The sequence below is a fragment of the Paenibacillus wynnii genome (genome assembly GCF_030812855.1).
Lineage (GTDB): Bacteria > Bacillota > Bacilli > Paenibacillales > Paenibacillaceae > Paenibacillus_AQ > Paenibacillus_AQ wynnii_A.
Window position 1 is genome coordinate 44365 of record NZ_JAUSTK010000018.1, and the last position, 14279, is coordinate 58643.

Genomic DNA, 14279 nt, shown 5'->3' on the forward strand with positions numbered 1-14279 from the left:
TAGAGATACAACACAACTTTGCGAAGTAATCTCCCGAATAAGGAGACCAACTTCCGGAGCAGTATTGCCAGTATTTTATTCTGTGATGAGGGTGATTCCATGAGTGCTGCGGCTCCAGTCGTAGAGTTGAAGCAAATCACAAAGCGCTTTCCCGGTATTATCGCCAACGACTCCATAAGTCTGACATTGGAGAAGGGGGAGATTCATGCACTGCTTGGTGAAAACGGAGCGGGCAAGTCGACCTTGATGAATATTGTATTCGGTCTCTACCAGCCCGATGAAGGTAGCATCGAAATCGATGGGAAACCAGTTATAATTGATAACCCAAATAAGGCTATTGAACTTGGTATAGGTATGGTTCACCAGCATTTCAAGCTTGTAGAGCCGTTTACGGTTACTGAAAATATTGTCCTTGGGATGGAACCGAAGAAAGGTCTTAAAATCGACTACAAATCCGCTTCAGAACAGGTTCGCAAGCTATCCGAGCAGTATGGCCTTCAAGTGGATCCGAATGCCAAAATCCATGATATCTCTGTAGGCATGCAGCAACGTGTAGAAATTATGAAGACACTGTATCGAGGAGCGGATATTCTCATATTCGACGAACCCACCGCCGTTCTTACGCCGCAAGAAATTATTGAGCTGATGGCCATTATGAAGCGGCTGGTTGCAGAGGGTAAATCCATTATTTTGATCACACATAAACTTAAAGAGATTATGCAAATATCCGATCGGGTTACCATTATCCGCCGTGGTAAAGTAATTGATACTGTGCAAACCTCCAACACAAATCCGAACGAGCTGGCTGAAAAGATGGTCGGTCGCGGTGTGACATTCAAAGTGGATAAACAGGCTCCGCATGTTGGACAAGCTGTCCTCAAGTTGAATGATGTGAATAGCAAGAATAAAGATGGGATCTCCGTTTTGAACGGACTCAGTTTCGAAGTCAAAGCTGGAGAGATCCTAGGGATTGCCGGTGTAGATGGAAATGGACAGAGTGAGTTACTTCAAGCGATCACAGGTCTGCGCAAAATTGATTCCGGTTCCATTACGATGACCGGGAAAGAAATTGCCAACCTTTCCCCGCGTGAAGTTATTGAAATGAACGTATCTCATATTCCTGAAGACCGCCATAAACATGGTCTTGTGCTTGATTTCACTGTAAGCGAGAATATGGTGTTGGAAACTTATTATAAGAGTCCGTATAACAAAAACGGCTTCTTAGATAAGGAAATTATTAATAAGCATGCTGAAGATTTGGTCAAACAGTTCGATGTACGTACGCCATCTATTGAGAACATGGCGCGTTCCTTGTCCGGCGGTAATCAGCAAAAAGCGATTATTGCTCGGGAAATAGACAAAAATCCAACCTTGCTGATAGCTGCGCAGCCTACACGCGGACTTGATGTAGGAGCGATCGAATTCGTTCAGAAGCAATTGATTGCTCAGCGGGACCAAGGCAAGGCCGTACTTCTGATTTCGTTCGAGTTGGATGAAATTATGAATGTATCCGATAGAATAGCTGTTATTTACGAAGGACAAATTGTTGGCGAGGTATTCCCTCAGGATACGAATGATCAGGAGCTTGGGCTAATGATGGCAGGCAGCTTGAAGCGGGGAGGTAACGCAAATGCAAAGGTTTAAAAAAATATTTGCGACAGATGTCTATATCGTACCTCTTGTCGCCATTCTGTTGGGCTTCCTGGTTGGAGCTATAGTTATGATCGTCGGCGGCTATAACCCTATTGAAGCGTATTCTGCATTGTTTCAACGGGTCTTCGGTAGTCCATATGACTTCGGTGAAGCCATTCGTGAAATGACTCCGTTGATGCTAACAGGTTTGGCAGTTGCTTTTGCGTTCCGTTCAGGTTTATTTAATATTGGTGCTGACGGCCAAGTAATTATAGGAATGACAGCGGCAAGTGTGATAGGGATCAAGTTCGCTGGTCTGCCAATGTTCATCGTTGTTCCGCTTTCTGTTATAGCTGCGGGGCTATTTGGCGGGCTTTATGCCGGAATAGCAGGCTATTTGAAAGCCAAGCGGGGGATTAATGAAGTTATTACAACGATCATGTTGAACTGGATAGCATTGTTCTTGTCCAATTATATTGTTAGAACGTTTTTGCTGCTTCCGGGCCAGAATCGCTCTGAGGATATTCCAGCTTCGTTGTCTATGACCTTTCTGAATTCTCTATTTGATAACGCCCGATTGCACTGGGGAACTTTCATTGCTTTGGGGGCAGCAACCTTCTTCTATATTTTCTTATGGAAGTCGAAACAAGGTTACGAAATGCGTGCTGTTGGCCTGAATCCACATGCTGCTGAGTATGCTGGGATGAACGTAGGACGTAATGTTATTAAGGCTATGTTTATCAGTGGTGTATTTGCCGGCTTAGCAGGTGCAGGAGAGGTGCTTGGAGTATTCCATTACCAATCCATTTTTGCCGCATCACCAGGGTATGGCTTTGATGGTATTGCGGTCGCATTGCTTGGATTAACACATCCGCTTGGCGTTATTCTAGCCGCAATTCTTTACGGTACATTAACTTATGGCTCTGCGGGTATGAGCTTCGGGGCGGATGTTCCTCCTGAACTGATCCGGATAGTTATTGGATCGATTATATTCTTTATTGCTGCACAGGGAATTGTACGATGGGTCCTTAAACCCTTTTACTTCAAGCGTAAGAAAGAGAAGGTGTTATAGATGGATGTGCTGACGCTGCTAGGTCAATTGCTAAATACGACACTTGTATTTTCCACAGCGCTCATTTTTGCCGCACTTGGCGGCATCTTCTCAGAACGCTCCGGTGTAGTGAATATTGGACTTGAAGGCTTGATGATGTTTGGTGCTTTTGCTGCTGCAGTAGGTGGATACTACGCACAGGATGCAGGGTTTGGGGCTTGGGCTCCTTGGGTAGGTGTTATATGCGCTATTGTTGTTGGCGCTCTAGGATCACTAATACATGCTGTAGCCTCTATTACATTTAAGGCCGATCAGACGATTAGCGGTACGGTTATTAACTTTTTAGCCGCCGGTAGTACTCTTTACATGGTAAAGCTCTTGTTTGAGGGCTCGGGTGAAACCCCGCTCCTGGCAGGCTTCAGTAAATATAAAGTGCCTCTGCTTTCTGATATCCCAATTATTGGGGAGGGAATATTCAGTTCCTATCCCACAACTTATCTGGCTATTGTGTTGGTAATCGTCATTTATTTTGTTCTGTTCAAGACTCCGTTCGGTCTGCGTCTTCGTGCTGTCGGTGAACACCCGAGTGCTGCGGATACGCTAGGCGTTAATGTGAACAAAATGAGATATATTGGTGTAATTCTGAGTGGAATGCTGGCTGGTATTGGTGGAGCGACTATTACACTTACAACTACAAGTACCTTTGCTCACAACACTATCTCCGGTCAAGGCTTTATTGCTATAGCTGCGATGATTTTTGGTAAATGGAATCCTGTAGGTGCCTTTGGCGCAGCTGTATTCTTTGGATTCTCGCAAGCCATTCGTAACTATGTTCAATTGTTTGAGTGGTCGAAGAATATCCCTCAGGAATTCATTTTCATGATTCCGTATGTGTTGACAATTATTGTGTTGGTAAGCGCTGTGGGCCGTTCCTCTGCACCAAAAGCTTTGGGTCAGCCTTATGATCCAGGCAAACGATAAACTCTATATTATTCGATTTTTTAACGCATTTCCGTTTATCCGGGGATGCGTTTTTTTGCATTCAGCTATATCTATAATGACCTTATTGAGTTGGAACGGGCTGAGGTACAGGCGAACAAGGGATTTGGCGAATACATTGTTTCGAAGACGGTTAAAGTCGGATTAGTCCATTTTATTACAAGGGGTTAACTGAATAAAACCTTTGTGCAAACTTTTGAGGAGGGATATAATGACACAACCGGTAACGAAGAAGCAGGTCATGAAGCTTATAGGGAAAAATATTGTAGCATTAAAAAAAGATGGTACCAAGATTTCGGGTAAGCTGCTCCGAATCTCCGGGAACCGTCTTATTGTACAGCGGGTATCCGGCAAAAAAGTACAAACAAAGGCTCTTATTCCTTTGGTCTTGTTTGATCTGTTGGCTGTCGGTACAGCTCCATACAATTATGGCGGCTATGGATACGGCGGGGCTCCTTATGGCAGTGGATACGGCTATGGTGGAGGCGGCTACGGAGTAGGCGGTGGATATGGGTATAACGGAGGATATGGTGGGGTACCGCCTCTTGGATTTTTTTAAGCGTATATCCTCTTACGAAAGCTGTTTTTCTAACTCATAACAAAAGCTTTGTGTCAGATAGCGTGCTATGCTGTAATCCATCTTTTGATAAAAGGAAAGACCCACGGCATTTCCGGCGTCTACGGCTACCTTGGCCCTCTTGCACCCACGAGAAAGTGCAAATCGCTCTGCACGGTCCATCAGCATATTTCCCCAACGTTTGCGCTGGGCGTTGGGTGCTATGGCCAGCATATCGATGTACAGTAAATCCCCGTGTAGCATGTAATGAACGAACCCTACAGGGTCGCTATCGTAATCAGGACAAGCCACCAGGGTTACTCCGTGTGCCAGTCGTCGTGGCATTTCCTTTTTTATCTGATTTAGTACGCTTTCAGGCATATGTGATAAGGGTACAAGCTGGGTTTCAATTAACCCAATAATCACGGTATCATCCTGCTTGGGTCTACGGTAACGAATCATAAAGCGCCCCCTCACACGCGTTGTTGTACATCATATGACGGCAGGGGGTATGAGCGTTCCACCCATGAAATAAGAAGGACAATAAATCATTAACGAAAAGATGGGTATTGACTAACCGTGTGAGGAATCATATAATGTGTCTAAACATTTTATCGAGTATACATGCATCGGCAATGATGAGGACGAAGTTTTAAGGGCTCTTTTGTTCAGAGAGTGAGAGGATCTGCTGCAACCTCCACCAAAATCCCTTATATACGAGCTCACCTCGGAGCTGTTTTCCTGAAAGGTCCACTGGATACGGGGGTGGAATTATTAGGGGGAATCGTTTGGTCCGCGTTACGGACTTCAGGTTACAGAGATTTGGGCCCTGCCTACATCGATGGATTTTTGTATACCTGATAAGGCGTTACATCGTGAGATGTAATGCAAACATGGGTGGTACCACGGAAGCTCAACCTTTCGTCCCTCACGCGCTATTACTGTGCGTGAGAGGCGGAAGGTTTTTTTGTTGCCAAGAAGGAAGATCAAGTGGTCTCTTACCTAATTGTTGTTACGTAGACGGTCCGTCATTTGCATAATGAATGTTAAATATCGGAGGAGGAATACTGATGAGCGCACAAATACCAGAAGAAGTACAGTCGGCTGAAGAGCTACGGGAGAGATGGAAGAAGCCTGAGGTCATTTCCGGATCGGAAATTTTACTTCGCAGTCTTGTACTGGAAGGTGTGGATACTGTATTCGGTTATCCGGGTGGAGCTGTACTTTATATCTATGATGCTTTGCACAACTTCAAAGAATTCAAACACATACTTACACGCCATGAGCAAGGTGCTATTCATGCGGCTGATGGTTACGCGAGAGCAAGCGGCAAAGCGGGTGTCTGTATAGCGACCTCAGGCCCTGGGGCGACAAACTTGGTAACGGGAATCGCTACAGCATTTATGGATTCTGTACCTCTTGTGGTGATCACAGGAAATGTTTTCTCCAGCTTGATTGGAACAGATGCTTTTCAGGAAGCAGATATTACGGGAATAACAATGCCGATTACTAAGCATAGCTATCTTGTTCGAGATGTAGAGGATCTACCCCGTGTCATTCATGAAGCTTTCCATATTGCTAATACAGGTCGTAAGGGTCCAGTGCTTATCGATATTCCAAAAGATGTATCTGCAGCGATGACATTGTTCACTCCTGTGAATTCTGTTAATCTTCGTGGTTATAATCCTCGGACGGTTCCGAATAAGCTGCAGCTTGAGAAACTGGTTCGCGCGATTGCGGCTGCGGAACGTCCAGTGATCATTGCAGGTGGCGGGGTTATCTACTCCGGGGCACATGAAGCTATGTATGAATTCGTGAAGCGGACTGAGATTCCGATCACAACAACTTTGCTGGGTCTTGGCGCTATCCCAAGTGCCGATGATCTGTGGATGGGTATGCCGGGCATGCACGGAACATATACCGCCAATAATGCTATTCAAGAGTGTGACTTGCTAATTAATATCGGTGCCCGGTTTGATGACCGTGTTACCGGCAAACTTAATGGTTTTGCCCCGAAAGCAAAGATCGTTCATATCGACATTGATCCGGCTGAGATTGGCAAGAATGTAAAGCCTAATATTCCAATTGTTGGAGATGTAAAGACAGTACTGGAAATGCTGAATCCTGACGTGAGTCGTACAGCTAAGGCAGATGCATGGAGAACACAAATTGCTCAGTGGAAGCTGGACAAACCCCTGCGGTATAATGATTCGGAGTTGGAGCTTAAGCCCCAATGGGTTATTGAAATGATTAATCAAACTACTAAGGGTGAGGCCATTGTCACAACGGATGTAGGGCAGCACCAAATGTGGGCTGCACAATATTACAAATTTAATCATCCGCGTTCATGGATTACCTCTGGAGGCCTGGGTACGATGGGCTTTGGATTCCCGGCAGCGATCGGAGCACAGATGGCCTATCCTGAACGGTTAGTAGTATCCATTAATGGTGATGGTGGGATGCAAATGTGTTCCCAAGAACTGGCCATTTGTGCAATTAACAACATTCCGGTTAAAATAGTTGTTATTAACAACGAAGTACTCGGTATGGTACGGCAGTGGCAAACCCTTATTTATAACAAGCGTTACAGCTATACAGACTTGGCAGGCAGCCCTGATTTTGTTAAGCTCGCCGAAGCTTACGGGGTAAAGGGCCTACGGGCAACGAATAAGGAAGAAGCAAGTGCAGCGTGGAAGGAAGCGCTGGAAACACCAGGTCCAGTATTGGTAGAATTCGTTGTACCTAAGAACGAGAACGTCTACCCGATGGTCGTACAAGGTGCAACCATTGATCAAATGCTGATGGGGGATGAAGAATAGTGATGAAACACACGATTGCCGTTCTAGTAAATGACCAGCCAGGTGTATTGCAACGGGTGTCTGGCTTGTTTGGACGCCGGGGGTTTAATATTGAGAGCATCACTGTTGGACAGTCTGAAGAGGTTGGGCTGTCCAGGATGGTCATAGTGACTCTTGGGGACCAGAATACACTGGAACAAATAGAGAAACAACTTTACAAGCTGATTGATGTCATTAAGGTGGTTGATTTAGGCTCCAAACCAATGGTTGCTCGTGAACTTGCACTTATAAAAGTGAAGTCCGAGCCTGCGGAACGTCCAGAAATTATGGGTGTAGTTGAAACGTTCCGGGCTTCTGTTGTTGATATTGGTAGTACCAGCATGCTGGTTCAAGTGGTAGGAGAAACAACAAAGATTGATGCAATGATTGAGTTGATGAAGCCTTACGGCATTAAGGAACTCTCACGTACAGGAGTTACAGCGATGATTCGCGGCAATGCATAAACACTATATTTTATGGCTTTAACGGATTGATGCTTTTAGGCGTTAATATTTGATCGTGCACGGTACTCCCGCTAAAGAGCGGGAGCTTGAAGAGTAGCTTTTATTCAAAATCAGCAGCCAGCTCTCTTGAAGTACCCGCTCTTTAGATGGGTCCCAAATAAAAGGAGGATTTTGACAATGGCAGTGACAACGTACTATGAACAGGATGCAGAACTTAGCGTATTGAAAGGCAAGACAATTGCGGTAATCGGTTACGGCAGCCAAGGCCATGCCCAAGCTCAAAATCTACGTGACAGCGGTTTGCAGGTTGTTATCGGTTTGCGTGAAGGTAAGTCTTTCGAAACCGCTCAGAATGACGGGTTTGAAGTACTTCCAGTAGCAGAAGCCGTATCACGTGCGGATGTAGTACAAATTCTCTTGCCGGATGAAACACAGGCATCTGTATATAAAAATGATATCGAACCGAACCTCAAAAAAGGTGCGGCTCTGATGTTCTCCCACGGTTTTAACGTACACTTTGGACAAATTGTTGCTCCTAAAGATGCGGATGTATTGCTTGTAGCTCCAAAATCACCAGGTCACATGGTTCGTCGTACTTATGTAGAAGGCTTCGGCGTTCCTGGACTCATTGCTATTGAGCAAGATGCAACTGGCAAAGCAAAAGAAGTGGGCTTAGCCTATGCAAAAGGTATCGGATGTACTCGTGCAGGAGTGATTGAGACTTCATTCCGTGAAGAAACAGAAACCGACCTGTTCGGTGAGCAAGCTGTATTGTGTGGCGGTGTGTCTGAACTGATTAAAGCAGGTTTTGAAACATTGACAGAAGCAGGGTATGCTCCTGAAATGGCCTACTTTGAATGTCTGCATGAGTTGAAGCTGATCGTTGACATGATCTACGAAGGTGGATTGGCATCTATGCGCGATTCCATCAGTAACACAGCTGAATACGGTGACTATGTAACAGGCCCACGTATCGTAACTGCTGATACGAAAAAAGCAATGAAAGCTGTACTTACCGATATTCAACAAGGTAAATTCGCCCGTGATTTCATCTTGGAGAACCAATCAGGCCGTGCATTCCTGACCGCTACCCGTCGCAATGAAGCTAATCACCCTGTAGAGGTTGTTGGAGCTCAGCTGCGTGAAATGATGCACTGGATCAAGAAATAATCTTAAATACTTAAGTAAGCTTAAGGACATATAATGTAATACTTCGATGCGGCCGTACACTTTGCGAGCCGCATTTGAAGGTTTTGTATACTGTTACTATTTCTATTTGGGGGGTGCCTAGCATGCGGAAAATATATGTTTTCGATACGACGCTTCGTGACGGAGAGCAGTCGCCGGGTGTGAATTTGAATACGCGTGAGAAAGTAGAGATTGCCTACCAGTTGGAGAAACTGGGGATTGACCGCATGGAGGCAGGATTTCCTGCAGCCTCACCAGGTGATCTGGCTGCTGTAAATGCAGTGGCGAGAGCCGTCAAGAACGTAACAGTCATTGGTCTCTCCCGTTCACGCGAGAGTGACATTGATGCTGTTAAAGAGGCTCTGCAGGGAGCTCAAGACCCTTGCATTCATATTTTTCTGGCCACCTCGCCCATTCATCGCTTGCACAAGCTGCGTATGAGTAAGGCTGAGGTGCTGGAAACGGCCCAATCAGCCATACGCTATGCCAAAAAGCATTTTTCCAAGCTTGAGTTTTCTTTGGAAGATGCGGGTCGTACGGAACTTGATTTTATGGCTGAGGTGGTTGGGATGGCGATTCGTGAAGGTGCGAATGTGGTCAATATCCCGGATACTGTAGGCTATTTGAATCCTTCAGAATACGGAGCGATCTTCAAATACCTTAAGGAAAATGTGCCTGATATTGAACGAGTCCAGCTTAGTGCCCACTGTCATAATGATCTAGGGATGGCAACGGCTAACACGCTCGCTGCGATTCAGAACGGAGCGGATCAGATCGAAGGAACCATCAACGGAATCGGTGAAAGAGCTGGTAACACAGCCATTGAAGAGATAGCTATGGCTCTGGAAACACGCAGCGAATTTTTTGGTGCGAAGACCTCCCTGATGCTCTCGGAAATTTCCCGTACCAGCCGTCTCGTTAGTAAGTTGACGGGTATGGTAGTTCCAGGGAACAAGGCAATCGTTGGTGCCAATGCATTTGCCCATGAATCCGGTATCCATCAGGATGGGATGTTGAAGGAGAAAACAACCTACGAAATCATGACGCCGGAAACAATTGGACTTAAGGAGAGCAAGCTGGTTCTAGGCAAACATTCGGGCCGCCATGCTTTTAGGGATAAGCTGAACGATCTGGGATATGATCTTCCGGAAGCGGAGCTGAATACAACCTTTGCCAAGTTCAAGGATTTGGCGGATAAGAAGAAAGAGGTATCTGATGAGGATATCCTTGCGTTAATTGAAGAGAAATTGATTGATACACCGGAAATTTTTAGTCTTAAGACGATTTACGTCACTTACGGCAATGAAGCTACTCCTAATGCAAAGGTTATTATTAGCGGTCCCGATGAACAGCTTATCACTGCTGTAGCAGAGGGTAACGGATCTGTTGATGCTATATATAATGCTATTGATAGGGCAACAGGAGAGGAAGTTACCCTGGGTGACTATTCCATCAAATCCGTAAGCCGAGGCAAAGACGCACAGGGTGAAGTTCATGTTGTTCTCACGCAGGGTGATGTAGCCGCGCAGGGCCGAGGTTTAAGCACAGATATTCTCGAAGCGAGTGCCAGAGCCTATCTTAATGCACTTAATAAACTTTTGGAAAAACGGCGGACGTTCACGAAGCGTGATCATGCCAGTTTATAACCTTTCTTAATTCGACAAAATTAAAACCGTTCCACAGTGAATTTTGCTGAGGAACGGTTTTTTTGATCAGATAATGGTTATATTTTTTTTATCATTTTTTGTTGTAGGATATAAATAATAGGCCTAGAGCCTTAATATTTATAATAATTTGCAATTAGTTGCAGGGATATCAGAATGAGTGTCGTCTAACTTAAAGAAGCTGGAGGAGGGGAGAAAACTGGAAGAGGCGGAGTGGATTTCTGCCGTGCTTAATGGTCAACATGAAGCCTTTGGGCATTTGGTGACACGTTATCAGGGCTTGGTTTATAGAGTATGCTTAAAGATTACAGGAGAAGCCGAGTCAGCCAAAGACATGGCCCAGGAGGTTTTTATAAAAGCCTATAAAGCACTCCCCTCCTTCAGGGGGCAATCTTCCTTCTCTACCTGGCTATATAGGATCGCTTATCGTACCTGTCTGGACTGGAAACGGGCCAATGACAGGGAATGGCGTCACCGAAGTACGGCCACTTATACCGAGAATGATTGGATTACGTCGCAAACCCCAGAGCATGCAGCCCTTCGTAAAGAAGCGTCGGCTGAACTGGATGAGAATCTTAACAGTCTTGCGGAACCGTACCGGTCGGTCGTACAGCTGTATTATTTTCAGCGTCATTCCTATCAGGAAATTGCAGAGCAAAAAGGTGTTTCTGTCAAAACTGTGGAGTCACAGTTATATCGTGCCAGACAAATGATGCGTAAGAGTGGGGAGGAATGGCGATGAATTGTGAACAGATCAAAGAATGGATGCCTCATTATCTGGATGGCTTGTTGTCCCTCGAGAGAGAACGAAGCATTCGTCTTCATATAGATACCTGTCCTGCTTGCGTACAAAGTCTGGAGGTAGCTCGTGATATGGCTGCACTCTGGAGAGAGATGGAGGGGAACATGGGGTTGCAGGTAGACCTGGATATCCCTGATCTAACAGGTGCGGTTATGGCTAAGATTGAACTTATCGAAGCCGAGCGCATTCAGCGGGTTCCTGTTCCAACTACTTCAAGACGTCGTTATACACCACGGACCTCGTGGATGCATTATAGCGTGGCTGCATGTCTGACCTTTTTATTATTTCAGTTCGGTGTGTTTGAGGGGTTGGCCTATCAGATTACCGAAATTAATGGTCACATGTCGAACTCCGTTACCGCTTTGTTCGGTCCACAGGCCAATCCACCCATAAATAAATAATTAGATATTATTAGGAGGGTATTTCATGATTAAGAAGAAGCGCTGGCTTACATTTATGCTGGCTATGGTACCGGGACTCGGCCATATGTATCTGGGATTCAAGAAATTAGGCCTGCAGTTTATGATCGGAGCTTTCGTCTGTATTATCTTTATCCCGTCAATGCCGACAGTCTTTCCATTCGCTTTAGCTGCTTTATGGTTCTATCAATTATTTGATGCTTTGCAAAAGGCCACCTGGATGAAAATATCAATAGCAGAGCATGAGCGGCTGATGTTCCATCCCGATAGCTTTGGCGCTCCCTGGACATTCGATATGCATTCGCTCCCGGGTTTCCCCCAGGATGATGTCGACCCAGCCTGGGTAGGTGGTGCTTGTGTAGTTGCCGGAGTGTTGCTTCTGATCATTACAGCATTTCCGACATTATGGAGCATTCTTACTGAAATTAATATCGGCACCATTCTGTTGTCAGTCGGACTTATCGGCTACGGTCTGCGGATGCTGAAAAACAATACAAGGGCTTAAGGGAGTTGGAAGTAACATGGGGAGATGGAAAATCGGCAGTTTAACAGCAGCTATAGGTTGTATTGCTTTGGGAGTTATTATTGGACTTGTTCAGTATGGTGAGCTAACCTATGCAGCGCTTGGCTATTTATGGCCGGTATTGCTTATAGCCTTAGGTCTGGAAATGCTGGGCCGTCTTATGATTCGTTCAGAAGTCAAAAGCCGTGTAAGCGGCTGGGCTATCCTTCTTATCATTCTGTTAATAGGAGCAAGTGCAGGACAATCGGCATTGTCTGGGGGTTCGTTTAATACTCTGTTTGGCAATATGAAGCTCACTCCGCTTAATGGGGCCATAGAGGTGAAATCCGAAATCAAGGCAGTAAAGATATCTATTCCTAATGGTAAGGTGAAAATAAATGGTGTAACGGGGAGTTTATTGGATTATGAAGGAAGTCTGCTCGTTCCAGGAGATTCTGAGAGTGAAGCATTAAGTGCGCTTGAGAAGAAGTGGCTAGTAACGACAGAAGGAGATACTTTGGTGTTGAAACTGGACGAAAAGACGGAATGGTTCAATCTCATTCAATTTGGCTTCAATTCTAAAAATCCTTATCTGAACGTTAATATTCCTCAGAATCTGGCCGTGGAAATTGACACAAGCGACGGCTCAATCGAAGCTATGGAGCTTGAGTCGGGCTTAATCGCAGAAACGTCAAATGGAACTATGGATCTTCATGATATAGTGGGTGATGTTCAAGCACATTCCAGCAACGGTTCTCTGACTGCCAAAAATATACAAGGTAAAGTTGAACTGGTCAGCTCCAACGGAGCAATCTCGCTAGATCATATCGAAGGTTCGCTTACTGCAAAGAGCAGCAATGGCAAAATAATGATTAATTCAGATATAACCGGCGACTGGAAATGCACTTCAAGCAATGGAAAGATCCAGCTGGATTTGCCTTCAGGCGTAAATGCAACGATTACTGGGGATACAAGCAATGGATCACTAAAAGGCAATGTGCCTTGGGATCGTGACGGGGATAATCATGGAACAGCTGCCCTGGGTGACGGATCTCATAAGGTTGACTTATCTACCAGCAACGGTAGTGTGACAGTGGATGTAATGGAATAACTAAAAGAAAAGGGATATCCCAGGCCATTAAAAGGCACTAGGATATCCCTTTGATTATTATAGTGGCGATCTTACCAGGCGTAAGCTTTAGGAGCTTCTCCTCCGGGGCCTGGGAAAATCTCATCCAGGCGAGCCATAACGGACTCGTCTAATACAACCTCAAGACTGCGCAATGCGCTTTCGAATTGCTCTAGTGTACGTGGGCCGATAATAGGTGCCGTAACGGCAGGATTCGCCAGGAGCCATGCTAAGGCAATATTATCTTGTGGCTCACCAAGCTCCAGACTTAATGCTGCGAAGGCTTCAAGCTGGCTCTTATGCTGCTCCACACGCTCTGCATTGCCTCCGCTGCGGCTGCCTTCAATTTTCATGAGTGCGTTACGGCCAAGAAGGCCCCCGTCCAATGGACTCCATGGAATTATGCCAAGTCCAAGGCTTAGGGATGCAGGAAGCACCTCAAGCTCCGGAAGACGGCAGGTCAAGCTGTACTTATGCTGTTCTGATACGAGGCCTAAGAAGCCGCGGGCTTTCGCTTCTTGCTGTGCTACTGCTATATCCCAGCCGGCAAAATTGCTTGAACCGACATAACCGATCTTTCCTTGACTTACCGCAAGCTCAAATGCACTCCACAGCTCGTCCCATGATACACTGCGGTCTACATGGTGCATCTGATACAACTCAATATGATCAGTCTGAAGGCGCTGGAGTGAAGCCTCCAAGTGACGCCGGATAATATAGGAAGAAAGTCCGCTTTCATCATTCGGGCCATCAAGCTTATCGCTCATTGCTCCATATACTTTTGTAGCTAGTACAACCTTTTCACGGCGTCCGCCACCTTGTTTGAACCAACGCCCGATGATGCTTTCCGTAAGGCCGGAATTCTCACCCCATCCGTAAATGTTAGCGGTATCAAAAAAGTTAACTCCGGCATCCAGAGCAGCATCCATGATACGGAAGGCTTCTTTCTCATCTGTTTGTGGACCAAAATTCATCGTTCCCAGACAAAGGCGGCTAACCTTCATGCCTGATTTACCAAGCTTAGCGTACTGCACTT

Annotated in this window: 14 protein-coding genes; 12 read left to right on the plus strand and 2 right to left on the minus strand. The window is 45.7% G+C overall.

Annotation, left to right across the window (positions count from 1 at the left end):
- Positions 1–99: 99 nt before the first annotated feature.
- From J2T20_RS16780 to J2T20_RS16795, 4 genes are all read left to right on the plus strand, one after another.
- Positions 100–1644: an ABC transporter ATP-binding protein gene (locus J2T20_RS16780; protein ID WP_307590350.1), complete on the plus strand. Its 1545-nt coding sequence runs from the start codon at positions 100–102 to the stop codon at positions 1642–1644.
- The gene (locus tag J2T20_RS16785) at positions 1631–2704 is read left to right on the plus strand and encodes an ABC transporter permease (RefSeq protein ID WP_307590273.1); all 1074 of its coding nucleotides are present in this window, start codon (positions 1631–1633) and stop codon (positions 2702–2704) included. The genes J2T20_RS16780 and J2T20_RS16785 overlap by 14 nt, the downstream gene beginning before the upstream one ends.
- Complete coding sequence (locus J2T20_RS16790) at positions 2705–3664, plus strand: ABC transporter permease (RefSeq protein ID WP_307590275.1); 960 nt, start codon at positions 2705–2707, stop codon at positions 3662–3664.
- A gap of 229 nt (positions 3665–3893) precedes the next feature.
- Positions 3894–4241 (plus strand): hypothetical protein, encoded by a 348-nt coding sequence (locus tag J2T20_RS16795; RefSeq protein WP_307590277.1) that lies wholly within the window; start codon positions 3894–3896, stop codon positions 4239–4241.
- Between the two features lie 12 nt (positions 4242–4253).
- Here the strand turns inward: J2T20_RS16795 and J2T20_RS16800 are convergent, their stop codons facing one another.
- Complete coding sequence (locus J2T20_RS16800) at positions 4254–4700, minus strand: GNAT family N-acetyltransferase (protein ID WP_307590279.1); 447 nt, start codon at positions 4698–4700, stop codon at positions 4254–4256.
- Between the two features lie 608 nt (positions 4701–5308).
- Between J2T20_RS16800 and ilvB the strand changes: the two genes are divergently transcribed.
- The 8 genes from ilvB to J2T20_RS16840 all read left to right on the plus strand — a co-directional run bounded on the left by ilvB (position 5309) and on the right by J2T20_RS16840 (position 13225).
- The gene (ilvB, locus tag J2T20_RS16805; protein ID WP_307590281.1) at positions 5309–7057 is read left to right on the plus strand and encodes a biosynthetic-type acetolactate synthase large subunit; all 1749 of its coding nucleotides are present in this window, start codon (positions 5309–5311) and stop codon (positions 7055–7057) included.
- Positions 7054–7539, plus strand: a complete 486-nt coding sequence (gene ilvN, locus J2T20_RS16810; protein WP_307590352.1) for an acetolactate synthase small subunit — start codon at positions 7054–7056, stop codon at positions 7537–7539. The genes ilvB and ilvN overlap by 4 nt, the downstream gene beginning before the upstream one ends.
- A 177-nt stretch (positions 7540–7716) precedes the next feature.
- The gene (ilvC, locus tag J2T20_RS16815) at positions 7717–8709 is read left to right on the plus strand and encodes a ketol-acid reductoisomerase (RefSeq protein WP_036649356.1); all 993 of its coding nucleotides are present in this window, start codon (positions 7717–7719) and stop codon (positions 8707–8709) included.
- A 122-nt stretch (positions 8710–8831) separates the two neighbouring features.
- On the plus strand, positions 8832–10373 hold the full coding sequence (locus J2T20_RS16820) for a 2-isopropylmalate synthase (protein ID WP_307590284.1): 1542 nt from the start codon (positions 8832–8834) through the stop codon (positions 10371–10373).
- A 178-nt stretch (positions 10374–10551) separates the two neighbouring features.
- The gene (locus J2T20_RS16825) at positions 10552–11133 is read left to right on the plus strand and encodes an RNA polymerase sigma factor (protein ID WP_307590286.1); all 582 of its coding nucleotides are present in this window, start codon (positions 10552–10554) and stop codon (positions 11131–11133) included.
- The gene (locus J2T20_RS16830; RefSeq protein WP_307590288.1) at positions 11130–11594 is read left to right on the plus strand and encodes an anti-sigma factor; all 465 of its coding nucleotides are present in this window, start codon (positions 11130–11132) and stop codon (positions 11592–11594) included. The genes J2T20_RS16825 and J2T20_RS16830 overlap by 4 nt, the downstream gene beginning before the upstream one ends.
- Before the next feature lie 25 nt (positions 11595–11619).
- On the plus strand, positions 11620–12117 hold the full coding sequence (locus tag J2T20_RS16835) for a hypothetical protein (protein WP_307590290.1): 498 nt from the start codon (positions 11620–11622) through the stop codon (positions 12115–12117).
- 16 nt (positions 12118–12133) lie between these two features.
- Positions 12134–13225, plus strand: a complete 1092-nt coding sequence (locus J2T20_RS16840; protein WP_307590291.1) for a DUF4097 family beta strand repeat-containing protein — start codon at positions 12134–12136, stop codon at positions 13223–13225.
- Positions 13226–13296: 71 nt separating this feature from the next.
- Here J2T20_RS16840 and J2T20_RS16845 read toward each other — a convergent pair whose 3' ends face one another.
- Positions 13297–14277 (minus strand): aldo/keto reductase, encoded by a 981-nt coding sequence (locus J2T20_RS16845; RefSeq protein ID WP_307590293.1) that lies wholly within the window; start codon positions 14275–14277, stop codon positions 13297–13299.
- Positions 14278–14279 lie beyond the last annotated feature (2 nt).

What these genes read in the sequence shown, in the direction of transcription:
- J2T20_RS16780 (WP_307590350.1), top strand. Translation starts at nt 100, where the DNA reads ATGAGTGCTGCGGCTCCAGTCGTAGAGTTGAAGCAAATCACAAAGCGC.
- J2T20_RS16785 (WP_307590273.1), top strand. Translation starts at nt 1,631, where the DNA reads ATGCAAAGGTTTAAAAAAATATTTGCGACAGATGTCTATATCGTACCT.
- J2T20_RS16790 (WP_307590275.1), top strand. Translation starts at nt 2,705, where the DNA reads ATGGATGTGCTGACGCTGCTAGGTCAATTGCTAAATACGACACTTGTA.
- J2T20_RS16795 (WP_307590277.1), top strand. Translation starts at nt 3,894, where the DNA reads ATGACACAACCGGTAACGAAGAAGCAGGTCATGAAGCTTATAGGGAAA.
- J2T20_RS16800 (WP_307590279.1), bottom strand. Translation starts at nt 4,700, where the DNA reads ATGATTCGTTACCGTAGACCCAAGCAGGATGATACCGTGATTATTGGG.
- ilvB (WP_307590281.1), top strand. Translation starts at nt 5,309, where the DNA reads ATGAGCGCACAAATACCAGAAGAAGTACAGTCGGCTGAAGAGCTACGG.
- ilvC (WP_036649356.1), top strand. Translation starts at nt 7,717, where the DNA reads ATGGCAGTGACAACGTACTATGAACAGGATGCAGAACTTAGCGTATTG.
- J2T20_RS16820 (WP_307590284.1), top strand. Translation starts at nt 8,832, where the DNA reads ATGCGGAAAATATATGTTTTCGATACGACGCTTCGTGACGGAGAGCAG.
- J2T20_RS16830 (WP_307590288.1), top strand. Translation starts at nt 11,130, where the DNA reads ATGAATTGTGAACAGATCAAAGAATGGATGCCTCATTATCTGGATGGC.
- J2T20_RS16835 (WP_307590290.1), top strand. Translation starts at nt 11,620, where the DNA reads ATGATTAAGAAGAAGCGCTGGCTTACATTTATGCTGGCTATGGTACCG.
- J2T20_RS16840 (WP_307590291.1), top strand. Translation starts at nt 12,134, where the DNA reads ATGGGGAGATGGAAAATCGGCAGTTTAACAGCAGCTATAGGTTGTATT.